Origin of the sequence: Acidithiobacillus sp. HP-11, from assembly GCF_015100075.1 — a bacterium.
In the GTDB taxonomy this organism is placed as follows: Bacteria; Pseudomonadota; Gammaproteobacteria; order Acidithiobacillales; family Acidithiobacillaceae; genus Acidithiobacillus; species Acidithiobacillus thiooxidans.
Genome location: NZ_JACKYY010000044.1, coordinates 1 through 25,125, shown reverse-complemented (window position 1 = coordinate 25,125; position 25,125 = coordinate 1). Strand labels below are relative to the sequence as shown.

Here is a 25,125-nt window from a genome sequence, read left to right as displayed (position 1 = left end):
CCAGAGAAAGTCCTGCAGCTTTTTGCAGGGGTGAAATTTATCGATGGCATACCGGCTAACCTCACCCTGCCGGATGATCAACAGACCGCCGCCTGATCTATGTCAGAAAATGCTCATACACCAGATTTGACTATAGCTCGTATTTTGATCATGTCCGGATACTCATAGCCTGGTGCGAATTTCGCCAGGGATTTCGGCACTTCCGAACAGATCGCATCTTTGCCTTGAGCGTGGAAGATTAGCGCTACCCGCGACGTAGGCAATCTCTGCTCAAGGAATGGCGCGCAATCGAAAGTATCCCTCCGCAGTAGCAACACTACTGACAGAAACTGACAGCGGCTACCACTATTGTGGCGCTGCGGTCACTCAACGTCTGACAGGAGGTACACATTATGGCTGGTAACGAAGTGCTGGGGTTAAGCTTTGCATCACTGGAGGTCCGAGACCTCGAAAAATCGAAAACCTTTTTTGAAAACATTCTGGGTTTTCAGGTCGCACCTATCGCCAGGCCCAACGCTGTTGTCATGCAGACCGAAGAGAATCTGGGTGCTTTTGCGCTGCGATGGATGCCCGATTTGGCAACATCCGCTTCTATAAAAAACTGCGGCATCGCAATATGGTTTCGGTGCAAGGATGTCGATGCACTGGAGCACAGTGTGCGTGAGGCCGGCGCAATCGTGGTGTCACCTGCTCAGGACGGTCCGTTTGGCCGTATGGTGGTTATCCGGGAACCCGATGGGCGCAACATTACTTTTCATAGCGCCTGAACCAATGTCAGCCATGCGTCGCAACTGGATTGCGGTGGTCTCCGCCGAGCATGTACGAATCGGACGCGCCGCCGGATTTATGCAAGTCTGCCACGGTAAAGCGGCACGCCTTCGCCGCATAAAACCCGGTGATCGTGTTGCCTATTATTCCCCTACTGTTGAATTCGGCAGTAAGAATAAATTACAGGCTTTCACGGCAATCGGGTTCGTGCTGGGCGGTGATCCATACCAGGTGGATATGGGAGGAGGATTCCAACCCTATCGACGGGGCGTGTACTGGCTCCCTGCTGAAGAAGCCCCCATTCGGCCCATCCTTGGGATGCTGGAGTTCTCCGCCGAAAAACAAAACTGGGGCTACCAATTCCGCTTTGGGGTTTTCGTCATTAGCGAGCACGATATGAATGTAATCGCTGCGGCAATGGGGGCTGATTTCGCTCTATCGATGACGGACCGACAGACCAAACAGGTAGTCAATCCGCCAAATGACCGTCCCTCTGCCCAGCCGCCACTGAGCCTTGATGGTGGGCAAGTAGACAGTTATCTTGCGCTGTGTATAAAATATGATACATTATTGTTGGGGAGGTGTATGAGCGAAAAACCGATTGACTGGCGAGGATCTTCGCTGCGAGACATCAAGGACGACGACATCTTCACCCCTAATGCGCGCAAGGAGGCTGGACACCAGCTTAGTCAGGTGCAGGCAGGACTTGAACCTGATGACTGGAAGCCCTTTGACGTGGTAGGCGCGGGAACCAAAGAAATTCGCATCAATCTCGACGATGGTTGGTTCCGCGTGATGTACGTCGCCAAGTTTCCGGAGGCGGTTTATGTGTTGCACTGCTTCAAGAAGAAGACGAGTTCAACCAGCAAACACGACAAGGACATCACGGCTGCGCGTTACAAGTCTGTTATCCAGGAAAGGAGTAAGCAATGAGCATCGAAACCAAATCCATGCACATCACCCCTGTCGGCGGCAACGTGTTCGCGGACTTGGGATTTGCACCAGAAGAAGCGGCAGCCCTGAAGGCCGAATCACAACGCATCATCTCTGAAAAGCTGGCCATCAAGGATTCACTGATGACAGAGCTGGCAGAATGGATTGAAGCGAAGCAGCTCAAGCAAGCTGAAGCGGCGGAAATCCTGGGCGTGACCCGTCCGCGTGTTTCTGACGTAGTCAACAAGAAGGCCATCAAATTCACCATTGACGCGTTGGTGGATATGCTGGCGAGAGCAGGCAAACACGTCCAGTTGTCTGTTCAGTAACGCTCAGCAATGCCCAACAAGTGATACTCCTTTGAGGCAAAAAATCCCCACGAAACCCGAACCGGTTTGCCGAGCGTGGATTAATTGCTTACTGGTTACAACTTCTGAAACGCTTGCACCCGCTGGATCGGCGTAGTAACGTTTCTACATTCATCCAGCGTGCGGGGTGTCATCATGACCATTACCACCTTAACCAGTCGCGAGTTCAACCAAAGGGCGAGCGAGGCCAAACGGGCCGCCAACAACGGGCCGGTGTTCATCACGGATCGAGGCCGACCGGCCCATGTGCTGATGAGCTTTGAGGATTATCAGCGGCTCACGCAGCAGCGCCGCAACATTGCCGATGCACTCGCTATGCCGGGTATTGCTGACATCGAGTTTGATCCGCCGCGCGTGGCTATTGAAAGGCGTCCGGCTGATTTTTCATGATGTTGCTTCTCGATACCAACGTGGTTTCTGAATTGCGCAAGGTGCGGTTTGGTAAGGCCGATATGAACGTGACGGCATGGGCGGAAAGTGTGGATGCCACCGACCTCTTTGTGTCGGCCATCACCATCATGGAACTTGAGCTTGGCGTGCTGTCGATTGAGCGAAAGGACGCTACGCAGGGGGCCTTGTTGCGCACATGGCTGGAGCAGCACGTATTGCCTGAGTTCTCCAGGCGCACGTTGTCAGTCGATACCGCTGTGGCACAACGCTGCGCCAGGCTGCATGTACCCGACAAGCGTGGAGAGCGCGATGCACTCATCGCGGCAACCGCCTTGGTGCATGGCATGACGGTGTTTACGCGCAACGTCGCGGATTTTAAGTCTACGGGTGTGCCCCTCATCAATCCGTGGGATCGGTCGCAGTGATGGTCAGGCCATGGGCGTTCCATCTGCAAAAACGCCTACTAATGCAGTATTGGTGATTCCAGCGCTATATTGCAACGTTTCCAGCTGCTAAATTAGTTGTCCATCTTTGTTGCCCGAGACTCCCCCATGCAAATCGACCGACTGGATCATCTGGTGCTGACCGTGCAGGATATGTCTGCAACCATAGACTTTTATTCGCAGGTGTTAGGTATGCAGGCTGTCACTTTTGGCGAGGGGCGCAACGCCCTGGTTTTTGGGCAGCAGAAAATTAATCTGCATCCGGCAGAATGTCCCATTGCTCCGCATGCGGCTCATCCTGTTCCTGGATCAGCAGATTTGTGCTTCATCGCTCAGGGAGACATTCACGAGTTGCTCGCCCATCTCCGGAACTGTGGTGTTGCCCTTGAAGCGGGTCCCGTGCTCCGCACTGGGGCCGCAGGTCCGATTACTTCGGTCTATTTTCGGGATCCCGATGGGAATCTGCTGGAGGTGTCCATTTATGACTCGGGAATTAAACGATAATGACTGATCGGGCGCGTGTCGCACTGGTCACCGGTGCGAGTTCCGGCATTGGTCTCGCCATTGCACAGCGTTTGACTCAGGCCGGATATCGGGTGGCCCTGCATTCCCGCGCTTCCTCAGCTGCAGGCCTTCAAGCAGCAGCGACATTGGCGGGCGCCCATTATTTTCAGGCGGATCTTCTGGACGAGGCCGCACGCCGTGAACTGATCCATCAAGTGGTTGCGCACTATGGTCGGCTGGATGTGTTGGTCAATAATGCGGGTGCGTCCAGCGTGATTCCGCATGATGATTTATGGGCCGCAACCCCGGATATCTGGCATCACCTCTACGAGCTCCATGTGGTCGCACCCTGGCAGCTTATTGCGCTTGGCGAGCCTTACCTGCGCGCTGCATCGACAGATGAACAACCGGCATCCGTGTTAAACATCAGCTCTCATGCCGGGGTGCGGCCCAAGGGTGCTTCTATTCCTTACGCTGCCAGCAAAGCCGCGCTGAATCATGTTACCCGTTTACTGGCAAAAACCCTGGGACCCGATATTCGGGTAAACGCCATTGCTCCAGGATTGGTGGATACGCCGCCTCTGCATTAGATAGGCTTGGATTTATGCTTCGCGTGAAGGGAGGCTACCATGGCTTATCAAGATACGGTAAGCATGCGGAAGGCGTGATTAGTGAATGGGCTGAGGTGGCAAAGAGTCAAGAGTAGCCTATATACGCCATACGGGATGATAGACATCTGGTGCTAACAGATGCGAAACGAATGACGCTTTTTTACAAGCGATGGCTCGTAAGTCTTATAGTTACTAAACTTTAATATAAAGGAATACTCTGATGCCGAAAACAATTCAAGAAAGCTCTCTTAGTCGTCGTTCATTTTTAATGAAAACTGCAACATTAGTTGGTGCCACGGTCGCGGCGAATACCATTTCCATATCTCAGGCTGCGGCGCAAGAAGGGCCTGAATTATTGAATTCAAGGATGACCCCGGTAGTATCGGGGATAACTTATCAGCATATAGGTCGGTGGGAAGTATCCCGTCTTAATCATATTTTAAGCGTTGAGGCACCAGCTTTCACTGGATTCAAAGTAGACTATAAACCGGCACTGAATGCGGTAGATTTGTTTCGTGTTACTTATCCGTCAGTTATTCCTGAGCGAAATAATCGTCCAACGACAGCCTCCGGCCTGGTCGCAATTCCTGTCAACGCCGAAACAACTCCAAGACTGATCTCATATCAGCATGGAACCGTTTATGGGAGGCAGGAGGTTCCTTCGTTTCCCGATCAGTCACCAGAAACCCAGTTGATGATCGCTGCTTTTGCTGGTCGTGGTGATGTTTTAATAGGTGCAGATTATTTCGGCATGGGACTATCTAAGGAGCCGGAGAGCTACCTGGTTTTGGAAAGCCAGCAACAGGCCTGTGCCGACATGATCCGTGCTGGGCAGGCCGTACTCGCTGATCGTGGCGTTCAGACTAACGATTTATTTTTGAGTGGTTGGTCTGAAGGTGGCTTTGTTACTATGGCTCTACTCGAGTTTTTGCAACGTGAAAACCTAGCGGTAAAAGCGGCAGCCACGGCGTCTGCACCTCTTGATCTCTTTGCCGGAATGAGTGGGTATTTAAATTTTCCACGTCCTAATGATGCTCCCTGGCTTAATTCTATTTTTGTATTGTCAGCATTTGCCTACGAAAGTTATTACGATGTGCCTGGCTTGGCAAGATCTTTCTTTAATCCGAAGTATTACGATCTTTGTAGTGCGCTATATTCTAGGCAGCTAAGTGATCTTAATAAGATACCAACCGATCTACATCGTTTGATCCGCTCAGAATATTTTAATCCCAATTATTTCATGCAGTCGGAGTTCGGTCGTCTTGTCCATAGGAATCAGGTCTATCGGTGGGTGATCGAAACCCCTACGCGCAATTATTATGGTGAGGCAGACGAAGCAATTACTGTCGGTCTGGGAAAATTGGCCATGTCCTATCAAACAGGGATGGGCAATAGAAAAGTCCTGGCAATTTCTGCCGGAAGCGATGCGACGCATCGGGGAACATTCGCCCGTGCAGTTTTAGGATGGAGTAACTGGTTCAAAGAGATGGGGGAATCAGCCTGACTGGCAGCCTGACGGATAGAGCATAAATACCCCGCAAAGTCTGACGCAAGGAAGCAGCGGACTGCACAGCGCACCTCATCATCAAGACATAAAACGAGAGCCTTTCGCAAGGCCAGGCAGCAAAGATTTTTTAACGGGTATTCATGCCGCGCCGTTCCAAAAAGCCGCGCATGTGGGGCCGTGCTTCCCGGCCTACCAGAGCAGCAATTTCCTGGGTCCAGCGACTGTTTTTTTGCGAAGCATTGCGATTGCGATAGTACTCGGCCATCTGCTGATCGTACTGGCTGATTTCCGCTTCATCACGGGTTTCATCGTAACTATTTTCCTTAAGCACTACGGACAGGGGCAGTCGTGGTTTCAGATCAGGATTCTGGTCGGGATAACCGATGCAGAGTCCAAAAACAGGGTAAACCTGTTCAGGCAAATGCAGCAGATCACTGATTTCCTGCGGATGGTTGCGTACGGCGCCAATGTAGCAAGTGCCCAATCCCATTGATTCAGCCGCTGTTACACAATTTTGGGCGAACAAGCTGACATCAACGGTGGCAATAATGAAGTGCTCGGTCATGCCCGCCACAAATGTTTGATTTTCCCGGCTGCCAATACGGGCTGCACGATGTAAATCTGCGCAAAATACCAGGAAAGCGCCAGCACTGCGGATATATTCCTGGTCGCCAGCCAGATGTGCGATTTTATCCCGCAAATGCGGATCGCTTATCTGAATGACCGTACAGGCCTGGATATGACTGGAACTTGCAGCATGTTGACCACAGCGTACGATATCCTGAACCAGGGTTTGTTCAACGGGTTGCCCGCTAAAGCGCCGTATGGATCGATGTTGCTTTAACACGTTGAGTGTGTCGTTCATATTCAATCTCCAAATGAATGGTGCGAATCAGGATAGGGCGCCTTCATGTTGCAATAACCAGCGTTTGCGATCTATGCCGCCCGCATAGCCAGTCAGGGTGCCATTGCTGCCAATGACCCGGTGGCAGGGTACGACAATACCAATGGGATTCTTGCTGTTGGCGTGTCCTACCGCGCGAACAGCCGCAGGAAGGTTCATGCCCTGAGCCTGTTCCTTGTAGCTGCGGGTTTCTCCGGCGGGAATGGTGCGTAACCATGCCCAGGCTGCCTGTTGAAAGGGCGTTCCGGCAGATTTTGTAGGAATGACCGTCAGTGCCTGCAAATCTCCCGCCCAGTAAGCCTCCAGACTATGACGTATCAACGTGGGCAGGGGTCCGCTGGTCAGCGTGATCCGGTCCGTGCCGTACAATCGACCGAGATCTGCAAGGATACTGTGCTGGCTGTCTTCCCAGTAATCCAACGCCCGCAAAGTGCCTTGCGGATCAGTTACCAGGAGCATTTCCCCCAAAGGGGTATTGCACCTATGAATATGCCAGTCCAAGGATTCGTTGAGAGACATGCTTTCAGCCCTGCAAGAGCCACTAATGCCGCAAGCGTTCCAGTAAATCCACCGCCAGGGCGGCTCCGGCCAGATCAATTTCCAGATCACGGGCGAGACGGCGGCTCAGCCTGGCCCGATAAAGATCCAGGCTGCGGAAGCGCCAGTGCTGGGGACCGCTGCCTTCGGGATGAATGACGCCATAGTGGACCAGTTGCACGGCTTCGCCTTCTGCACAATGCAGCAAGGTGCAGAAGCGCGACAAATCAAAGCAGAAAGCCCCCTCCTCCAGCAGTTCCGCTTCAATAACCTGAATGGGTGTTGAGACCATCGTGCACTCTCCTCTCTAACGGCGGGGATGATAGCTGGATATTTCTCCTAACTGGGTCCACAAAGCCTTTTCATCATCGCTGATATTTTTGGGGACGACTATTTGAATAATAGCGTAAAGATCACCCGCTGGTTTGCTGCTGGTTCCTGGCAGTCCTTTTTGGGAGAGACGCAGTTTTTGGCCGCTGCTGCTGCCCGCCGGGATTTTCATCCGGACACTGCCTTCCAGAGTGGGAACCTCAACGCTGGCACCCAGCACTGCTTCCCAGGGGGTGATGTGCAGGTCGTGATACAGGTCGGCCCCCTCTACCCGGAATTTGGAATGGGGTTGAAAATGGACCTGCAGATAAAGATCGCCATTGGGTCCGCCGCCCATGCCCGGTGAGCCTTGTCCTGCCATGCGCAATCGCTGGCCTTCGCGAATGCCCTTGGGGATTTTGACGGTAAGGCGCCGCGCTTCCCGGCGCATCCGGCCATCGGGTCCAAGCGTGGGCATTTCCAGGTTGATGTCGCGTTGCGCTCCTTGAGCGGCATCCTCCAGACTGATCTGGATGCTGGCTTCACTGTCTTCGCCCTGGCTGCGAAATCCTCCGCCGCCGCCATGAAAACCACCAGCGCCGCCATGTTGCTGGCGAAACAGGGATTCAAAAAAGTCGCTGAAGCCGCCATTGCCCCCAAAATCTGCGCCGCCAAATCCACCACCTCCAAAACCGCCAGGCTGCCCACCCCAGCCGGGCGGTGGACGGAAATCCTGCCCGGCGCGCCAGTTGCTGCCCAGCTGGTCGTAGGCCGTCCGTTTTTCCGGATCTTTCAAAACCTCATAGGCTTCCTGCAAATCCTTGAAGCGGTCTTCAGCGTTGGCTTCCTTGCTGACGTCAGGGTGATATTTCCGGGCCATTTTGCGATACGCGGCCTTGATGGCATCGGCATCGGCCCCGCGTTCCACCCCGAGAATTTTGTAGTAGTCTTTGTATTCCAATGGTTCCCCCTTATCATGGGTTATAGCAGACAGGGCCAAGCCTGTAAGTCTGCTCTCACAATGCGGCCATTATACCGTGTTTTCAAGCCCGCCAGGTCGGGTGGGAGGAATGTTTTTTGTCTGATTGGTCAACCCTGAATCCTCGCCAGCTGGAGGCGGTGACGCTTCCCCCTGGTCCGGCACTGGTGCTGGCTGGTGCCGGTTCCGGTAAAACCCGGGTGCTTACCAGCCGCATCGCGCATCTGCTCGAAGAGGGGGTGCATCCCGGAGAAATTCTGGCCGTCACCTTCACCAACAAGGCGGCACGATCCATGCGCGAACGCCTTGATAAAATGGTCGCCATGGAACTGCGCGGCCTGTGGATGGGGACATTTCACGGCCTCGCACATCGCCTGATTCGCCTGCATCATGAAGCACTGAAGTTGCCCGCTGATTTTCAGGTGCTGGATTCCGAAGACAGTCAGCGTTTGTTGCGCCGCCTCATGCGCGAGGCGCAGATGGACGAAAAGCAGTGGCCACCCCGGGCGATGGCGGGGCGCATTGGCCGCTGGAAGGACGAAGGCTGGGGACCGGAGCAGGTGTTGCGCTACGAAGGACCGGCGGCTGCGGCTTTTGTGCCGATTTATCAGGCCTATGAAGTCGCCAAGCAACGCTCCGGGCTACTCGATTTTGGTGATTTACTTCTGTATGCCCTGAAGCTTTGGGCGTCTCCCGAGATTCTGGATCATTATCAGCGGCGTTTTCAACATATTCTGGTGGACGAGTTTCAGGATACCAATGCGGTGCAATATGCCTGGCTGAAAGGGCTGGCGCGGCATGGCCAGATTTTTGTGGTTGGGGATGATGACCAGTCCATTTATGCCTGGCGCGGTGCGCGGGTCGAGAACCTGTTGCGTTTCGGGGAAGACTTTGCGGGTGCCCGGGTGGTGCGTCTGGAGCAGAATTATCGATCTACCGCTGCCATTCTCCAGGCAGCCAATGCCGTAATTGCCAACAATCCCGAGCGCATGGGTAAAACCCTATGGACCGCCGAGTCCGGTGGCGAAGCGGTGCACCTGTACACGGCGTACAATGAATTTGATGAGGCCCGTTATGTGATTGGGCGGATTCAGCAGTGGCAGGATCAGGGCGGGCGTCGCTCTGATTGCGCCATTCTTTATCGTTCCAATGCCCAGTCCCGCGCTTTTGAAGAAGTTCTGGTGCGTGAAGGTTTGCCTTATCGGGTTTATGGTGGCCTGCGCTTTTTTGAGCGGGCGGAAATCAAGGATACCCTCGCCTATTTGCGTCTGACTGCCAATCGTCATGATGATGCTTCCTTCGAACGGGTTGTGAATGTCCCTTCGCGTGGCATCGGGGCGGTCAGTGTCGAACGGCTGCGCAATCTTGCCCGCGAAAAGGGTCTATCGCTCTGGCAGGCGGCCGGAGCGCTGAATCAGGCAAAAATCAATGGATTTTTGAATCTGGTCGATACGCTTGCCGAGCAGACCCAAGAGCAGGACCTCGACAAGCGCGTGGAAATTATTTTGCAGCATACCGCCCTGCGCGAATGGCACAGTCGTGAGGGCGACCGGGCTGAAGGCCGCCTCGAAAACCTCGATGAACTCATCAATGCCGCGCGTGCGTACGGCCAGGATTGGCATGCTGATCCGCAACTGGGTGAGCTGGCACCGCAACCCGGCAACATGCTCTCCGAGTTTCTCACCCATGCCGCGCTGGAAGCGGGCGATGGGGCCGGAGATGCCTGGGAAGACTGCGTCCAGCTGATGAGTTTGCACAGCGCCAAAGGCCTGGAGTTTCCTCTGGTTTTTCTGGTGGGGTTGGAAGAGGGTCTGTTTCCCCACCAACGTTCTTTGGAAGATGGTCAGGGTCTCGCGGAAGAACGCCGCCTTTGTTACGTGGGCATGACCCGGGCCATGCGCCTGCTGGTGCTCAGTCATGCTGAAAGCCGGCGTTTGCACGGCAGTGAAAGAATGAGCATGCCCTCCCGTTTTCTGCGGGAAATCCCCCAGGAGCTTTTGCAGGATTTGCGTCCGCGCGCGCGCATCAGTCGTCCCGCCATGGCGCTACGACCTGCAGCCCCGGAAATGCCGTATCCGCTGGGCTCCCGTTTACAGCACCCGGTATTTGGCGAGGGGACGGTGCTGGATTACGAGGCAGGCGGTCGTCAGGGTCGAATCCAGGTGCAGTTCAGTTCGGGGGCCAAGTGGCTGGCTTTGGGTGTTGTGCAATTACAGCAGTTACCCTGACATTCAAAAGCAAAAACTGCCAAAGTCACTGCAAAGCCGTCAAAGCAACAGTCGTTTTTAGGAGAATGGGAGGAGCGTGATGAAAATATGGATGGGTATGCTGCTGGGTGTGATTTTGTCCTTGTTTGCCCTGCCATTGTGGGCATCTGTCAACATCAATACCGCAGATGTTGCTGCACTGGATAGTTTGCCGGGTATTGGTCCCGCCAAGGCACAGGCTATTGTGGAATATCGCAAGGCGCACGGATCTTTCAAAACTCTCGATGATCTTGCCCGGGTGCATGGCATTGGCAGCAAGCTGCTGGAAAGATTGCGCCCCTCTCTGGCACTGGATGGTCAAACGACGGCTCTATCGTCCGTTGCGGGTTGTTCGTCCGGGAAAGCGGCTTCGCGAAAAAAACCGATACCAGCAGGAGAAGAACGGGCCATACGACAAGGCAGTCACGGGTATATTCTCGATGGTGGCCCCGACAGTAATGCCTTTCATTACCGGCATTTTTCCCTGCAGGAATCGTCCTGAACCCGCAAACGAGTGGCTATAGCCCTTGACGGCGTTGTAACAAAATCCGGTGATATTCTTCAGGATCCTTGCAGAAAGTGATGGCGCCGGGGCGGCGGAAGTGCACCGCATCCAGCCGGAGCAGCCAGAAACGCAAGGCGGCTATCCGGAGCATGGCAAACCACAGGGGGGCTTCGTCATCCCGCAGCGGACGGGTCGCCACATAAGCCTCCCACAGTGCCACACTGAGAGAAGGATCCAGCTGGCCGTCAGGGCGTGCGCACCAGCTGTTTGCGACGACCGCCAGATCATAAAGCCAGGCATCATCGCCTGCGTAATAGAAGTCGATGGTGCCGGAAATCTGTTGTTCTGCGAAGAGCACGTTGTCGGGGAAAAGATCTGCATGAATGACTCCTCCCGGTAGTTTTTCCCGCTGAATGTGACTTTGATAGGCCAGTTCATCGGCAATTATCTGGTTGTCGGCAGGATCCAGATGCGGCACCAGATGACGGGCGGTCTCCTGCATCCAGGCCAGTCCCGCAGGGTTGGGTTGACGCTGGGGAAAGTCTTCGCCTGCCAGATGCATTTGCCCCAGTAATTGCCCCAAAGCACGAATTTCCGTTAGCGTGGGGGCTCGCCCTTCAATGGACCGGCCCTGAAGGCACTGCACAATGGCGGCAGGTTTGCCACATAAGCTATTCAGGCTTTTCCCGCTACGGGCGTGCATAGGGCGCGGACAGGGAATGCCATGGGTGCTCAACCAGTCGGTAAGATCCAGAAAATAGGGAATTTTGGCGGCGGAAAGGCGCTCAAACAGGGTCAGCACAAAACGGCCCTGGTCCGTATCCAGAAAATAATTACTATTTTCGACGCCCGCAGAAATGCCGGTCAGGGAGATCGCTTTTCCCAGATCATAGTCTTCCAGAAATTGCGCGAGCTCCTGATCGGAGACATTGGTGTAAACAGACATAGATGCAGTTTTACTCTAACAGGCGCTTCACCAGCGAAATATAATCCACTGCGGAACACTCAGGTGCTCCGCAGCGGTTTGCGGAACTTCCGTGAAACGCCCGGTGCCGCCCTTGTCTTCCAGATAGTAGGGCGGGAAGGGTTTGGGTGGAATGACCTTGACCATGTAAACCTTGCCGTTGACCTTGTATTCCTCGATTTTGGATCCGGTCGGTGCCTTGATCTCGGCATTGGGACCGATTTTTTGCGGGGCAAGTTTGGGCAGATGCAGTTTTTGGATGTTTTGTTGTGCCGAATTGGGTAGTGCAGCATCCGTATCTGCCAGGGCAGTGGCGGCGACACCCAGCGCAAGGGCGGCAACCATGGTGGTAATCATGATACGAGTAGACATGGGAACTCCCTGAATATCTAAAGGTTGAGAAGGGCTTCTGTTTCGGCGGCCGATGGGGCAAAACCGCGCTTTTCATAATGATTAAATATAGCCGATACGACTTCGTCAGGATCATCAATGACGGTAATCAGATGCAGATCTTCAGGGTTGATAGTGCCAAGGCCGAGCATGGCCTCCTGCCACCAGACAATCAGCCCGTTCCAGAAATCCGAGCCTACCAGAATAATGGGCATGCGCCGGGTTTTGCCGGTTTGCACCAGGGTCAGACACTCTGCCAGCTCGTCCAATGTCCCGAAGCCGCCGGGCATGACGACATAGGCGACCGCATATTTCATGAACATGACCTTGCGGGAATAAAAATGCTCAAAGGAAATGGCAATGTCCTGATAAGGATTGCTGTGCTGCTCATGGGGAAGCTCAATATTCAGCCCGATGCTGTAGCCGGTGCCGTGGAAAGCCCCCTTGTTGGCCGCTTCCATGATGCCGGGGCCGCCGCCACTCAAAACCGAAAAGCCCGCATTGGAGAGTTTTTCAGCAATTTCCTCGGTTTTCAGATACCAGGGATTGTCGGGACCCAGGCGGGCGGAACCGAAAATGCTGACGCAGGGATCCACGTCCACCAGTTTTTCATAGCCGCGCACAAATTCCGCCATGATCTGGAAGATTTTCCAGGCCTCGCGGGTGAGTCGTCCTTCTCCCCCGTCCCGTAGTTTTTCTTCCTCAAGATGCGCCCGCATGTCTCATTCCCGTGTCAATGATGGAGATTTTCCGTATTATGACGGAAATTCGCTAACAAGTCCCAGATCATGCCCCAAGACCCTCGTATTCTCGTTGACGCCTCCAGTTTCCTGTACCGGGCATTTCATGCCCTGCCGGACTTGCGGGCGCCGGATAATCTGCCTACTGGGGCGATATTCGGGGTGGCCAACATGCTGCGGCGCCTGGCGAAAGAATATCCCAGTGATGAAATCATTGTGGTTTTTGATGCTCCTGGCGGGACCTTTCGTGACCGGCTTTATCCAGAATACAAGGCCCAGCGTCCAGCCATGCCGGAGGATTTACGCGCCCAGATTCCGCTCCTGCATGAATGGATTCAGGCAACAGGTCTGCCGCTGGTGCTGGTGCCGGATGTGGAAGCCGATGATGTCATCGGGACGCTCGCGGGCTCGGCGCAGGCGGGCCAGCAGGTGATTATCGTGACGGGTGACAAGGATATGGCCCAGTTGGTCAATGATCAGGTCACCCTGCTGGATACCATGAAGGGCGTGAAAACCGACGTGGCCGGGGTATGGGAACGTTATGGCGTGGCCCCGGAACGTATCGCCGATTTACTGGCGCTTACGGGTGACAAGGTCGATAACATTCCAGGGGTGCCCGGAGCGGGGCCGAAAACAGCGGCCAAATGGATTCAGCAATATGGCAGTCTGGATGGCGTTCTGGCCCACGCCGATGAAATCGGTGGCAAAATCGGTGAAGCACTGCGGGCCTCTCTGGACTATCTGCCCCTCAGCCTGGATCTGACCACGATTCGCCGCAATCTCCATCTGCCGGAGCAATCTTATCAACGGGTTCCCGAAAACACCCAAAAATTGCGCAGCCTCGCCCTGCGCCTGGGCTTTCATGCCTGGCTCAAGGAATATCCAGCCGAGCCGGGCACCGAGGATACCGGGGTTTCGGTAAATGAAAGCGCTGCGGGGGGATTGATGCCCATTGATCGCAGCCGTTATCGGGCGATTACGACCCCCGCAGCGCTGGAAAACCTGCTGCAAAAGTTGCAGCAGGCGGACTTGGTGGCACTGGACACGGAAACCACGGCATTGGACCCGCTGAATGCCGATCTGGTGGGTATTTCCTGTGCCTGGCAGGAAGGGGATCAGATTGAAGCGGTTTATATTCCGGTAGGACACCGGGATGACTGCACACAGCTGGCGCTGGATCATGTTTTAGCCACGTTGCGCCCCTGGCTGGAAAATCCGCTGGCCGCCAAACTGGCGCAAAATGCCAAGTATGACTGGCGGGTGTTCTGGCGTTACGACATTCATCCGGCAGGCTTGTGCCGGGATACCCTGCTGGAAAGTTACATCCTGGACAGCAGCCAGAATAACCACGATCTGGATACTCTGGCGCAGCGCCATCTGCAGCACCAGAACATTACCTACGAAGAAGTCGCGGGCAAAGGCAAAGCGGCACGCAATTTTGCCGACGTGCCCGTATCTGAGGCCTTACCCTATGCGGCTGAAGATGCGGACGTTTGTTGGCGGATTGATGCCCAACTGTGGCCACGTTTTGCCAATGAGGCGGGCCTGCAGCGCGTCCTGATGGACATTGAAATGCCGCTGGTGCTGGTGCTGGCGCGTATGGAACAGGCCGGTGTTCGGGTAGATAAGGAGCAGTTGAAGACCCTCAGCATGGAATTGGGCAGGGATATGGCCGCTTGTGAAGCCCAAGCTTTCAAGTCAGCCGGACAATCGTTTAATCTCGGCTCACCGAAACAAATCCAGGAAATTCTGTTTGATAAAATGCAGTTGCCGGTCCTGAAAAAAACGCCTGGTGGCCAGCCCTCTACCAGTGAGGATGTGTTGGCCCAGCTGGCGGTTCAGGCGGATCTCCCCCGACTGATTCTGGAATATCGGGGAATGGCCAAGCTGAAAAACACTTACGCAGATGCCCTGCCGGAAATGATCAACCCCCGGACAGGTCGGGTGCATACCCATTTTCAGCAGGCCGTGGCGGCCACCGGACGCTTGTCTTCCAGTGCGCCGAATTTGCAGAATATCCCGGTGCGTACCGAGCAGGGTCGGCGTATCCGGCAGGCATTTGTTGCCGAAGACGGATTTTATCTGCTCAGTGCCGATTACTCACAAATTGAATTGCGCATCATGGCCCATCTTTCCCGGGACGCCCGTCTTTTGCAGGCTTTTGCCGAAGGCCAGGATATTCATGCCGCGACGGCGGCCGAAGTGTTCAATTTGGCTCCGGAGGCGGTAGATAGTGATGCCCGGCGTGCAGCCAAAGCCATCAATTTCGGCTTGATATATGGCCAGACCCCCTATGGCCTCGCCCAGCAGTTAGGTATTGAGCAGAGCGCTGCCCGGGCTTACATGGATCGGTATTTCGAACGGTATCCAGGGGTGCTCACTTACATGGAGCAAACCCGTGTTCTGGCGCGCCAGCAGGGCTATGTGGAAACCCTGTTCGGCCGCCGTCTGTATGTGCCTGAAATTCGCTCCAGTAATGCGGCGCGGCGCAATTACGCCGAGCGGGCTGCCATCAACGCGCCCATGCAGGGTACGGCGGCTGATCTGATCAAAAAAGCCATGATTGCTGTAGATGCCTGGTTGCAGGAAAACCCGGCCCGGGGTCGAATGATTTTGCAGGTACATGATGAGTTGATACTTGAGGTGCCCGAGAGTGGTCTTGAAGCTGCCCGTGCCGCCCTCAAGGAGCTTATGGAAGGCGTGGCGGATCTGGCAGTTCCCCTACTGGTGGGTCTCGGGGTGGGAAAGCATTGGGATGCTGCGCACGGCTAACCCTTGCTGGGCGTGGCGCCAGTACTGAAACGGAACATTTTCATGACGGCGTTGTTATCCAGTTGCTCGCCATTGAGTGCCATGGCAAGCAGCTCACCACCCAGTACCTGGGGAGCGATGATCATATCCGGCTGGACCCTGCGCACCCGACCAAGATTTTTACTGTCGTTGACTGCGGCAACGGTTTTGGCAGAGCCTTCCATTTCTTTGACCGCCAGCACCACGAAGGCGTTTTCTGAATCATCTGCGCGCAGGGCGAGAACCGCCAGAGCCTGCTCGGCACCGGCACTGCGTAATATATCGGTGTCACTGGAGTCCCCGATAATCAAATCATCCGCCTGATAAATGGAGTCATCGGGTTGGTGTCCCATGATCACGATAACGGGTAAATTGCGACTTTTCAGTTCGCGATAACTATTGCGCGCCAGCGGCGTATCTCCCGCGATGATGTAATGATTTTTCAGAGTCATGCGGCGTTTTTCCCCTTGTAGCGCCGATTGCAGTCGGTTATTGATTGCCGGAACAATAATGGCCGATAACGAAGTGGCAAATACGGTGATTCCCAGCACAATCAAAGATACCACAAAAAGTCTGGCCTCGTTGGAAACGGGCAGAACATCGCCATAACCGACGGTAGACATGGTCACTATGGAAAAATAAAGTGCCCCCGTCAGGCTATGAATATGCGGTTTGAAGCCGTCACCCAGAATATACGCACCGAACACCCCATAACCTATAACCATAATGGCGCCTACCAGTGCAAACAGGGTGCCGGTGGCGAGACTGCTGTGATTAAAACGACCCCGGAAAATCCATAAAAAAAACACCAGAACCGCATTGTAGTAAAGCAATGCTGAAATATGTTGGGGATGGCGGTAAATACCAACGGCAAGAACCGCTGATGCAATAGTCAGAACAATGGCCCAGGCGAAACGCGAACGAAATAACAGACCCAGCGACATGATCAGCAGAATGATGCCTGCAGCACCCTGCGGAAGGCCACGAAAGGCATCCAGCACAAAGCCGCTGGACATGTCGGCAAGGCTGCCGACGTAGCTCAGGCCCAGCAACTGTCCGATGGCCGGAAGAATGTTGAAAAGCCCCAGAAAACCTACCGCTGCAGCAATGGGTGTATGTGGATACCAGCGGTCAAGCTGCAGGCGTCTTGCCCAGCGCTCAGCCCGTCCTCGCCAGCGGTTACGCCAGCTCGGGCGTAAAATATGCCAGGGATGAGGCGTGTGACTGAACTTTTCCGACATGCTTCACTCAAACTCGATGAGTAACGAATTGCTTGTCTGGATCCGGTCTACCCTCCCTGGCCGGATCATGAGTCCTCCCCTCCCTTTGAGGGCTCGTTATTAACCCCGGCAGAAGTCGGGGTTTCTTTTTGTTCGCCGGGTGCCAGCCAGTCTGCAATCAACTGGTGCAATTCGTCCAGACCCTGTCCGGTTTGCGCCGAAAACAGTTGCATGGCAACCCCCTGTAATTCCGGCATCCGCCGCAATCGGGCCATTTCCTGCAAGGCCGCCCCGCGACTGAGTTTGTCGGCCTTATTGAGAAGGACGTGGACCGGGCGGCCACAACCCGCAGCAAAACCAATCAGATCAGCATCATGCGGCCCATAGGGATGGCGAATGTCCATGACCAGAATCAGGGCGCGCAGACTGCTGCGTCGGCGCAGGTATTGTTCCAGTAATGGACCCCAGGAACGCCTTAAGGCCTCAGGGACTTTGGCATACCCATAACCGGGTAGATCGATGAGACGTTGCCCAGGATCCAGATCAAACACGTTGATGGCCTGAGTACGGCCGGGCGTGCGACTGACGCGTGCCAGCGCGCGGCGTTCGGTGAGCATGTTGAGGGTAGAGGACTTGCCGACGTTGGAACGTCCGGCAATGGCCACTTCGGCCCCATCATCCGGGGGGAGTTGTCCCGCCTGGGTCACGCTGAGGCGAAAGCTGGCCCGACGTAACGGGGCGAAACGGAAAGGTGTTGGGTTGGTATGGTTCATGCTGAGAGCATAGTCGTCGTCAGTTGGTTCTGGCAATCTGAAAGTCATGCTCAGGAAGCTTGCTGCCACCAGGCCCAGGACCTAGACTGCGAAAAAATAATTCAAGTGGAATAATTCACTGAAAAAAATAGGGAGAACAGGTTTGCAAGCACATGTAGATGGCCTTGCCTGGCAGCAGCCGCGCTGGCGATTGCTGGTACAGTTTTTGGGGTCCATGCGACTGGCGGTCAGTCTGCTGGTATTACTGGCTATTGCTTCGGTGATTGGCACTATTCTCAGTCAACAGCAGCCTTACCAGAATTATGCCATGCAGTTTGGTCCGTTCTGGTTTTCGGTATATCGTGAACTCGGTTTGTACAATGTGTACCGCACCTTGTGGTACACGGCGATTGTGGCCTTTCTGGTGTTATCCACGGCAACCTGTGTCACTCGGAACAGTCCCCGGATGCTGCGCGAAATGCGCGAGTTTCCAATCCGCCAACGCGATACCGTGATTTTGGGCCAGGATCATTGGGTACGTATGGCTACGGCGTTGCCGATGGATCAGGCACAAGAGCGCATTCTGCAAGTGTTGCGCGCCGCAGGTTATAAACCCCGCGTGGAACAAAAAGATGGCGATATGGCCATTGCTGCCCGCAAGGGCCGCTACCATCGTCTAGGCTACTTTCTCACCCATATTGCCATTGTCGTCATTTGTGCGGCGGCACTATATAACGCCGACGTGCCCGTTAAATGGGCAGAATGGCAAGGAACACTCAAACCAGAGCAGAATTTTGATCTTCCGCTTTCAAAAATCCCCCGGACGGCCTGGATGTCCCAAAACAATCCGGCCTATCGGGGGATTATCACGCTTCCCGAAGGTCAGACCGCCAATGCGGTATTTGAACTCGCCGGCAATGGTTATCTGGTGCAACCCCTGCCTTTTCGGATTCATTTGCAATCGTTTCATATTTCCTATTATTCCACCGGAATGCCTAAGGATTTTACTTCCCGGGTCGTGCTCTACAGCCCGCAGGGGAAAGTCCTCAAAACGGGTGATGTCCGCGTAAATCACCCCATGTCCTATGACGGGGTATATATTTATCAGTCGAGCTTCAGTGATGGGGGGTCATTGCTGCATATGAAAACCTATCTGCTTGGAGCTTCGGGTGCCGCCCCCGGCGAACTTTCCGGACGGGTGGGACAAACCCTTCATGCAGGGAATTCCGGCTACGCTGTCGATCTGAAAAATTTCAATCTTTACAACATCGTGCCGAAGGCGGCGGTGGGCGAAAAAGACACTCCCGATCATCCGACCCTCAATCTGGGCCCCAGTTTTACCTACATCATTCACAACCCCAATGGTCAGGCCGCCGAATTCAAGACCTACATGACGCCCATGCGGCGGGGTGGACAAGGTTTTTTTGTCCAGGGATATCGCGAGGCATTGGGAGATGCCTACCGATACATATATATCCCTACCGGGCCTAACGGGGGCATTGGTTTATTCATGGATTATCTGGCGGCCTTGCAGTCTGCGGCCCGTGCGGGTGCCAACGCTTCTCAGGCTATTTTCACAGAGACCTTCCAGCAGGTTGTTGCCCGTCATGCTCCGGGAATGAGCACGACGGATCAATCCCGTTTTTTGCAGGCGGGTATGCAAACCTTGGTGCAACTGCACGATTACCCCATGCCTTTCATTTTATCGTTAAGTAGTTTTGATCATCGCTGGGCAGCCGGCTTGCAGGTGACCAAGTGGCCGGGGACCATTGTGATTTATTGGGGATGTGTGGCCCTGGTGCTGGGCATTTTCATCCTGTTTTATATTCCCCAGAAGCGTATCTGGCTCCGCCTTCGTCCCCGGGGACAGGAGTCCGAGGGGGTAGAGTTGTTATTGGGGGCTTCTGCAGACCGCAACCGTCTGGATTTTACCAAAGAGTTTAAGCGATGGACCGGGACCTTGGAGCAGGCCCTGGGCGTCGATCACGCCGAATACAAGGAGCAAAAAGATGGCCAACACACGCGTTGAAAGCTGGACAGAATTAAGCCCGGAGCCAAGCTGGTGGGCACAGTGGAAATTAAGAGACTGGGCATGGTTTGCTGGATTGAGCGTTGCTGCCGGAATTATTTTGGGGCTGTATGGTAGCAGTTTTGGTTACTGGCAATTTGTGGTGTTGGCTGCCTGGTATAGCGCCCTGCTGGTGGCGGGGCTGGCCTGGCGTCCCGTGCAGTTGGCCAGCATCGGAATCGTGTTGCCCGCACTGTTGGCTGTGTGGCTTTATAGCATCGGCCAAACCACTGCAAATAACATGCTCCTGCGCGATGTGTTACAGGGCTACGCGGCGGTTATGTGGATGTCCGCGCTGCTGCTCGCCGCCACCGCCTGTTATCTTTTTTATCTTTTTAGCGGACGTGAACGGGCGGGTCAGTGGGCCACAGCCCTGACCTGGGCTGGCGTCATCATGGGATTCATTGGTCTTGGGGTACGGTGGCGGGAAACCTATCTGGGCCATCCGGATTGGGGGCATATTCCGGTAAGCAACCTTTGGGAAGTTCTGGTCCTCTTTTGTGCCTCTACGCCCTTGTTTTACCTGTATTATGAAAAGCGTAACGAAGCACGTGCCCTGGGCGCCTTTGTGATGCCTCTGGTGGCCGCCGGAGTGGGGTTTCTGCTCTGGCTGACTTTTGCCCAGCACATGGACCAGATTGAGCCACTCATCCCTGCCCTGCAAAGTTTCTGGATGAAATTACACGTTCCCATGATGTTTGTGGGTTATGCCAATTTTACCATCGCCAGTCTCATTGGCGTGGGTTATTTGTTGACGGAGCGGTCGCGCCGCCGTGGTTCGGGAATGTTGCTTCGGGTTATGCCCAGTAGTGAAGTCATGGACGACGTGATGTACAAGGCCATTGCCCTGGGTTTTCTGTTTTTTACGGTGGCAACCATTTTGGGTGCGGTATGGGCCGCCAAAGCCTGGGGCGGCTTCTGGTCCTGGGACCCCAAAGAAACCTGGGCGCTGATTGTCTGGTTGAATTACGCCGGTTATTTACATGCCCGCGTCGTTAAAGGATGGCGTGGTACGGCCATGGCCTGGTGGTCATTCATGAGCCTTTGGGTCGTGAGTTTCTGCTTTCTGGGCGTCAATATGTTTCTTTCGGGGTTGCATTCTTACGGGAAGTTATAAATTTCCTGATGAACCCGGTTTTCTGAGACTCGTTAATTATCTGATGACCCGTGCTGCGAAGGTTTTTCTGTAAATTACGGTGAGAGTCAACAGGGTGGGCGCGAGATCTGATCGGATGCTTATTGTTTTTGTTTGCTGAAAAACTGACGAAACAGAATCAGATACATTCCCTGCAAGGCGACGGCCAATAAAAACGGGGTTACCAGCATTTCGGCTTCAAAGAACAGTCCGGCAATGCTGGGTCCGATGGCTCTGGGTGCTTGCAGGGATAAACTGTTTACGGTGGCGGCCAGACCGCGTTTGTCTTTTCCAACCAACCCCAGAAACAAAGCCTGCCGTGATCCGATACTGCCCTGGTTCAATGCCGCACGAAAAATGTAGAGCAGCATGGCCAGCCAGAATACGGGCGCAAAAGGTAAAGCCAACATCATCATCAAACCCAGCAGGCGCATTCGGGTCACCGTACCAACCATGCCAAAGCGTCTGGTCAGGCGTAATCCCAGAAGCGACATGAGCGCCGCACTGAAAAAGGCCAAAGCCATGGCCGCACCAATAGCGGCAGGACCTACGCCAAAGCGTAGATGAAACCAGTAGGCCATCAGTGGACCGACCATGCCAATCCCTAATCCGTTCAAAGCATTGATGGCGCCAAATCTCAGCAGAACTCGTCCTACAGACGAAGGCTTGTCCGCAATGATCTCAGGGTTTTCCAGTTTTGTGGCAGGAGCGGTATCCTGATCAATACCTTCAGCCGATAGGGAGGACTCTCCAGCTCGGAGCAAAAAAAACAGGCAAAACAATGAACCCAGTAACACGATTATAAATAAAGACCGATATGCATCCGGTCCTGGCAGCACCCCATTCAGTAGTCCGGGCAGCGTCGCCAGCAATGCGCCTACGGCCATGCCTGCCAGTCCGACACTGGTATTCAGGTGGAAAATCTGTCCCCATTGCTTATGAGAAACGCTCCGTGACATCCAGGATTGTTCGGCGGGGGCGAAGGGGCCGGCACCACCATTAGCGCCCCTTCCAAAGGCACCGAGAATGGCCGCCAAGCTGAGCCAGACTGGCTGGGCCGTACTCAAGGCGATGATTGCGGCACCAATCTGGATACCCTCATAGCCCAACAAAAAGCGTTTGGCGCCAAAACGATCGCTGAGTGGCCCAACAATCAGGGTTGCCAGCGCGCCCACCAGCAAACTAACCGAATATAAGCCGCCGATATGGATGGCTGACCAATGCAAGGCATGGAGATAGAGGGCAAAATCTACGACCAGTGCACCCTGGCCGACACTCCGGGCGACTCGTGCAGCCATGAGCAGGCGGGCATTGCGAGGAATGTCTGAAAGCAATGAGAAGGACAGGTTCAGTGGAGCAGCTTATTGGATTTCATGATGGGTACGGGTAATCTGATTATGCAAGTCCACATACACGAGTCGAGGCTGAAATTCCGCAGCTTTTTCTTCAGCGATTTGCGCATAGGCGGCAATAATCAAAGTGTCGCCCAAGGCGACGCGGCGTGCGGCTGCACCATTTACAGAGATGATCCCCGAACCGGGCGCTGCAGAAATGGCATAAGTACTGAACCGGTCGCCGTTATTGACGTTATATATGTGCACCTGCTCGTAAGAATAAATGCCCGCGCTTTTCAGCAGATGCGCATCAATGGCGCAGGAGCCTTCATACTCCAGTTCCACGGCGGTAACCCGAACCCGATGCAGCTTGCCCTTGAGTAAGGTGAGCAAAGTCATGAGCGGTCTTCATCCTGCTGGTGCTTTTTGGCCAGGCGATTGACGCCCACCGCTACAATGATCAGAAGCAGGGGGGTTCCGACCATAATCACAATTTCTCCCCAGAGACTAAGCATATTGAGAGTATCTCCCGACAAGTTTAATGGTTATTGAGTTTACCCCTTGCAGGGTAATGGGGGAATGGTTGCAGCCATCCCAAAACCGGGAGATGGCTGCTGGTTTGCTGGAAATTACTTGTTGCCGAGACAGGATTTCATGAAAGCTTTACGCTCTGCGCCTTTTTTACCTTTGGCATCGGCATTACAGGTCTTCATGCGTTCCTGGTGGGGCGTGAGGGGCTTGACAGCATGTGTCGCCGTTTCGGCAAAAGTCAAGGCGGGACAGCAAGAGACAAGCACAGCAATGACATTACAGTTTTTTAAGCATCGTTCGTTCCTTTTCTTTGGTAGGTTATACAGCATAAATAATATTACATGTCCGTAAGTTAGCGGCCAACAATAGTCAGATTGGCCGGTACGTTACATGAATGATTACGCCTCCATTCAGCGCGGCTTGCGTAAATGCTAAGATGCGGCCTACTCGATCAATTGCGGATTATTTATGACCATGAATACAGAACAGGCAGAAGCACAAATTGCGCTAGGCACAGTGGATATTCTTCCGGAAGGAGAAATATCCAAACGTCTGGAGCTCGCGGCAGAAAAATCCGAACCATTGCGAATCAAGCTCGGTATGGATCCGACCGCTCCGGATCTTCACCTCGGCCATACGGTATTACTCCATAAGGCAAGGCAGTTTCAGGACATGGGACACAAATTATTATTCATCGTAGGTGATTTTACAGCGATGATCGGTGACCCGACGGGCAAAAATGTCACCCGCAAGCCGCTCAGTCGTGAGGAGGTGACCGCCAATGCCGAAACTTATCAGCGGCAAGTATTCAAGATTCTTGATCCTGAGCGGACTGAAATACTTTTTAACTCCAAGTGGTTGGGCGCGTTGGCTCCAGAAGCACTGATCCAGCTTGCCGCACGTTATACGGTGGCCCGGATGCTGGAGCGCGATGATTTCAGCAAGCGCTATGCAGCGAATCAACCCATTGCCATCCACGAATTTCTCTATCCCCTGCTACAAGGATATGACTCGGTGGCCATCAAGGCGGATCTGGAAATGGGCGGGACCGATCAGCGTTTTAATCTGCTGGTAGGTCGGGAACTCCAACGAGAATACAGTCAAAAAGCGCAAATGGTGCTGACCATGCCGATTCTGGAGGGTCTGGATGGGGTTCAGAAAATGTCCAAATCCCTGGGTAATTTTATTGCTGTAGAAGATCCTGCTGTAGAAATGTTTGGCAAGATCATGTCTATTTCAGATGTTTTGATGTGGCGCTATTACACACTGCTCTCCCGGGTCTCTGTTCAGGAGCAGGAACGATTACGGCGAGGAGCAGAAGCAGGATTGCTGAATCCTCGGGATATAAAGCTGGATCTTGCCGAAGAACTGGTGACCCGTTTCCATAACAAAGAAGAGGCAGAAGCGGCGCGTACGACTTTTCTGGCCCGCTTTCAGCGTCATGAAACGCCGCAGGATCTACCCTTGCAGAATTATGCCTTCGATAGCCCTCCACGCCTGGCGCAGGTGCTGGTACAGGCTGGTTTGGCGAGTAGCAACAGCGAAGCCATGCGCAAAATCCGCGAAAATGCTGTGCGGGTGAACGGCGAGCGCGCAGACGATCCGGCGATAACGCTGAATATTGGGGAGGAGTATCTGCTGCAACTCGGTAAACGCCACTTTGCCATGGTGGCGCTCTGTGCGGAGAAAAACACTAACTGACAGAATATAAAGACTTCCTGATGGTCGAGCCCGGAATACAGGAAAGAAATTAAAATATTGTGTTGACACCCCTCGAACCCTGCGTATAATGCGCCCTCACGACGCGGCGTTGAGCCGCACCGGACTCCGGTCCGGATGTTCTTTAAAAGCCGAGTGGAGATGTGTGGGGTTTAGGCCCAGGCTGTATTTGGTACGATTTATTGTACTGAATATGGTAGAAGTTGAAGAAATTGTATGGATTGAACTTAAGAGTTTGATCCTGGCTCAGATTGAACGCTGGCGGCATGCCTAACACATGCAAGTCGAACGGTAACAGGTCTTCGGATGCTGACGAGTGGCGGACGGGTGAGTAACGCGTAGGAATCTGTCTTTGAGTGGGGGACAACCCAGGGAAACTTGGGCTAATACCGCATAAGCCCTGAGGGGGAAAGCGGGGGATCTTCGGACCTCGCGCTGGAAGAGGAGCCTACGTCTGATTAGCTAGTTGGTAGGGTAA

Annotated in this window: 26 protein-coding genes and 1 rRNA gene; 15 read left to right on the top strand and 12 right to left on the bottom strand. The window is 54.1% G+C overall.

Going from position 1 to position 25,125, the window contains the following annotated elements:
- Window positions 1–392: 392 nt before the first annotated feature.
- From H7F08_RS12320 to H7F08_RS12280, 8 genes are all read left to right on the top strand, one after another.
- Window positions 393–767, top strand: coding sequence for a VOC family protein (locus H7F08_RS12320; protein ID WP_010640811.1), 375 nt, complete (start codon window positions 393–395; stop codon window positions 765–767).
- Complete coding sequence (locus H7F08_RS15535) at window positions 736–1,701, top strand: type II toxin-antitoxin system RelE/ParE family toxin (protein WP_198926094.1); 966 nt, start codon at window positions 736–738, stop codon at window positions 1,699–1,701. Before H7F08_RS12320 ends, H7F08_RS15535 begins: the two co-directional genes overlap by 32 nt.
- On the top strand, window positions 1,698–2,030 hold the full coding sequence (locus H7F08_RS12305; RefSeq protein WP_010640808.1) for a helix-turn-helix domain-containing protein: 333 nt from the start codon (window positions 1,698–1,700) through the stop codon (window positions 2,028–2,030). Before H7F08_RS15535 ends, H7F08_RS12305 begins: the two co-directional genes overlap by 4 nt.
- A 174-nt stretch (window positions 2,031–2,204) precedes the next feature.
- Window positions 2,205–2,459 carry a type II toxin-antitoxin system Phd/YefM family antitoxin gene (locus tag H7F08_RS12300; RefSeq protein WP_024894508.1) on the top strand — a complete coding sequence of 85 codons (255 nt, stop codon included), beginning with the start codon at window positions 2,205–2,207 and terminating at the stop codon, window positions 2,457–2,459.
- Complete coding sequence (locus H7F08_RS12295; RefSeq protein WP_024894509.1) at window positions 2,456–2,884, top strand: type II toxin-antitoxin system VapC family toxin; 429 nt, start codon at window positions 2,456–2,458, stop codon at window positions 2,882–2,884. Before H7F08_RS12300 ends, H7F08_RS12295 begins: the two co-directional genes overlap by 4 nt.
- A 126-nt stretch (window positions 2,885–3,010) precedes the next feature.
- Entirely contained in the window at window positions 3,011–3,406 is a 396-nt protein-coding gene (locus H7F08_RS12290) for a VOC family protein (protein ID WP_024894510.1), read from the top strand.
- Window positions 3,406–3,996, top strand: coding sequence for an SDR family NAD(P)-dependent oxidoreductase (locus H7F08_RS12285; protein WP_081577511.1), 591 nt, complete (start codon window positions 3,406–3,408; stop codon window positions 3,994–3,996). The genes H7F08_RS12290 and H7F08_RS12285 overlap by 1 nt, the downstream gene beginning before the upstream one ends.
- Window positions 3,997–4,237: 241 nt before the next feature.
- Window positions 4,238–5,521 carry an alpha/beta hydrolase family protein gene (locus H7F08_RS12280; protein WP_024894512.1) on the top strand — a complete coding sequence of 428 codons (1,284 nt, stop codon included), beginning with the start codon at window positions 4,238–4,240 and terminating at the stop codon, window positions 5,519–5,521.
- A 130-nt stretch (window positions 5,522–5,651) separates the two neighbouring features.
- Here H7F08_RS12280 and nfsA read toward each other — a convergent pair whose 3' ends face one another.
- From nfsA to H7F08_RS12260, 4 genes are read right to left on the bottom strand one after another with little or no spacing between them, the layout of a single operon-like run.
- Window positions 5,652–6,389: an oxygen-insensitive NADPH nitroreductase gene (gene nfsA, locus H7F08_RS12275; RefSeq protein WP_024894513.1), complete on the bottom strand. Its 738-nt coding sequence runs from the start codon at window positions 6,387–6,389 to the stop codon at window positions 5,652–5,654.
- A 27-nt stretch (window positions 6,390–6,416) separates the two neighbouring features.
- Entirely contained in the window at window positions 6,417–6,947 is a 531-nt protein-coding gene (locus H7F08_RS12270; protein ID WP_024894514.1) for a methylated-DNA--[protein]-cysteine S-methyltransferase, read from the bottom strand.
- A 22-nt stretch (window positions 6,948–6,969) separates the two neighbouring features.
- Window positions 6,970–7,257, bottom strand: a complete 288-nt coding sequence (locus tag H7F08_RS12265) for a chaperone modulator CbpM (protein ID WP_010640796.1) — start codon at window positions 7,255–7,257, stop codon at window positions 6,970–6,972.
- A gap of 15 nt (window positions 7,258–7,272) precedes the next feature.
- Window positions 7,273–8,235, bottom strand: coding sequence for a DnaJ C-terminal domain-containing protein (locus H7F08_RS12260; RefSeq protein WP_024894515.1), 963 nt, complete (start codon window positions 8,233–8,235; stop codon window positions 7,273–7,275).
- 116 nt (window positions 8,236–8,351) lie between these two features.
- Between H7F08_RS12260 and H7F08_RS12255 the strand changes: the two genes are divergently transcribed.
- Window positions 8,352–10,481 carry a UvrD-helicase domain-containing protein gene (locus tag H7F08_RS12255; protein WP_031575890.1) on the top strand — a complete coding sequence of 710 codons (2,130 nt, stop codon included), beginning with the start codon at window positions 8,352–8,354 and terminating at the stop codon, window positions 10,479–10,481.
- A 79-nt stretch (window positions 10,482–10,560) separates the two neighbouring features.
- Window positions 10,561–11,001, top strand: a complete 441-nt coding sequence (locus tag H7F08_RS12250) for a ComEA family DNA-binding protein (RefSeq protein WP_024894517.1) — start codon at window positions 10,561–10,563, stop codon at window positions 10,999–11,001.
- Window positions 11,002–11,017: 16 nt separating this feature from the next.
- On the opposite strand, the gene H7F08_RS12245 is transcribed toward H7F08_RS12250, so the two are convergent.
- From H7F08_RS12245 to H7F08_RS12235, 3 genes are read right to left on the bottom strand one after another with little or no spacing between them, the layout of a single operon-like run.
- Window positions 11,018–11,950, bottom strand: a complete 933-nt coding sequence (locus H7F08_RS12245; RefSeq protein WP_024894518.1) for a homoserine kinase — start codon at window positions 11,948–11,950, stop codon at window positions 11,018–11,020.
- A gap of 27 nt (window positions 11,951–11,977) precedes the next feature.
- Window positions 11,978–12,340, bottom strand: a complete 363-nt coding sequence (locus tag H7F08_RS12240; RefSeq protein WP_024894519.1) for a DUF2782 domain-containing protein — start codon at window positions 12,338–12,340, stop codon at window positions 11,978–11,980.
- A 17-nt stretch (window positions 12,341–12,357) separates the two neighbouring features.
- Entirely contained in the window at window positions 12,358–13,077 is a 720-nt protein-coding gene (locus H7F08_RS12235; RefSeq protein ID WP_024894520.1) for a TIGR00730 family Rossman fold protein, read from the bottom strand.
- A 69-nt stretch (window positions 13,078–13,146) separates the two neighbouring features.
- Between H7F08_RS12235 and polA the strand changes: the two genes are divergently transcribed.
- Entirely contained in the window at window positions 13,147–15,870 is a 2,724-nt protein-coding gene (gene polA, locus H7F08_RS12230; RefSeq protein WP_193640681.1) for a DNA polymerase I, read from the top strand.
- On the opposite strand, the gene kch is transcribed toward polA, so the two are convergent.
- Both kch and yihA read right to left on the bottom strand, forming a co-directional pair.
- Window positions 15,867–17,129: a voltage-gated potassium channel protein gene (gene kch / locus H7F08_RS12225; RefSeq protein ID WP_010640780.1), complete on the bottom strand. Its 1,263-nt coding sequence runs from the start codon at window positions 17,127–17,129 to the stop codon at window positions 15,867–15,869. The two genes, polA and kch, sit on opposite strands and share 4 nt — an antisense overlap.
- Before the next feature lie 65 nt (window positions 17,130–17,194).
- Window positions 17,195–17,929 carry a ribosome biogenesis GTP-binding protein YihA/YsxC gene (yihA, locus tag H7F08_RS12220; RefSeq protein ID WP_404813393.1) on the bottom strand — a complete coding sequence of 245 codons (735 nt, stop codon included), beginning with the start codon at window positions 17,927–17,929 and terminating at the stop codon, window positions 17,195–17,197.
- A gap of 94 nt (window positions 17,930–18,023) precedes the next feature.
- On the opposite strand from yihA, the gene H7F08_RS12215 reads away from it, so the two are divergent.
- Window positions 18,024–19,889, top strand: a complete 1,866-nt coding sequence (locus H7F08_RS12215) for a cytochrome c biogenesis protein ResB (RefSeq protein WP_193640680.1) — start codon at window positions 18,024–18,026, stop codon at window positions 19,887–19,889.
- Window positions 19,870–21,045: a c-type cytochrome biogenesis protein CcsB gene (ccsB, locus tag H7F08_RS12210; RefSeq protein ID WP_193640679.1), complete on the top strand. Its 1,176-nt coding sequence runs from the start codon at window positions 19,870–19,872 to the stop codon at window positions 21,043–21,045. Before H7F08_RS12215 ends, ccsB begins: the two co-directional genes overlap by 20 nt.
- Before the next feature lie 119 nt (window positions 21,046–21,164).
- Here the strand turns inward: ccsB and H7F08_RS12205 are convergent, their stop codons facing one another.
- The 3 genes from H7F08_RS12205 to H7F08_RS15915 all read right to left on the bottom strand — a co-directional run bounded on the left by H7F08_RS12205 (window position 21,165) and on the right by H7F08_RS15915 (window position 23,257).
- The gene (locus tag H7F08_RS12205; protein ID WP_193640678.1) at window positions 21,165–22,361 is read right to left on the bottom strand and encodes an MFS transporter; all 1,197 of its coding nucleotides are present in this window, start codon (window positions 22,359–22,361) and stop codon (window positions 21,165–21,167) included.
- A gap of 63 nt (window positions 22,362–22,424) precedes the next feature.
- Window positions 22,425–22,796: an aspartate 1-decarboxylase gene (gene panD / locus H7F08_RS12200; protein ID WP_193640677.1), complete on the bottom strand. Its 372-nt coding sequence runs from the start codon at window positions 22,794–22,796 to the stop codon at window positions 22,425–22,427.
- A 230-nt stretch (window positions 22,797–23,026) separates the two neighbouring features.
- Window positions 23,027–23,257, bottom strand: a complete 231-nt coding sequence (locus H7F08_RS15915) for a PsiF family protein (RefSeq protein WP_077273008.1) — start codon at window positions 23,255–23,257, stop codon at window positions 23,027–23,029.
- Window positions 23,258–23,396: 139 nt separating this feature from the next.
- Between H7F08_RS15915 and tyrS the strand changes: the two genes are divergently transcribed.
- A complete protein-coding gene (gene tyrS, locus H7F08_RS12190) occupies window positions 23,397–24,629 on the top strand; it encodes a tyrosine--tRNA ligase (RefSeq protein WP_193640676.1) in 1,233 nt (410 codons plus the stop codon).
- Window positions 24,630–24,870: 241 nt separating this feature from the next.
- Window positions 24,871–25,125: ribosomal RNA gene (locus tag H7F08_RS12185) — 16S ribosomal RNA — on the top strand; the annotation flags it as partial.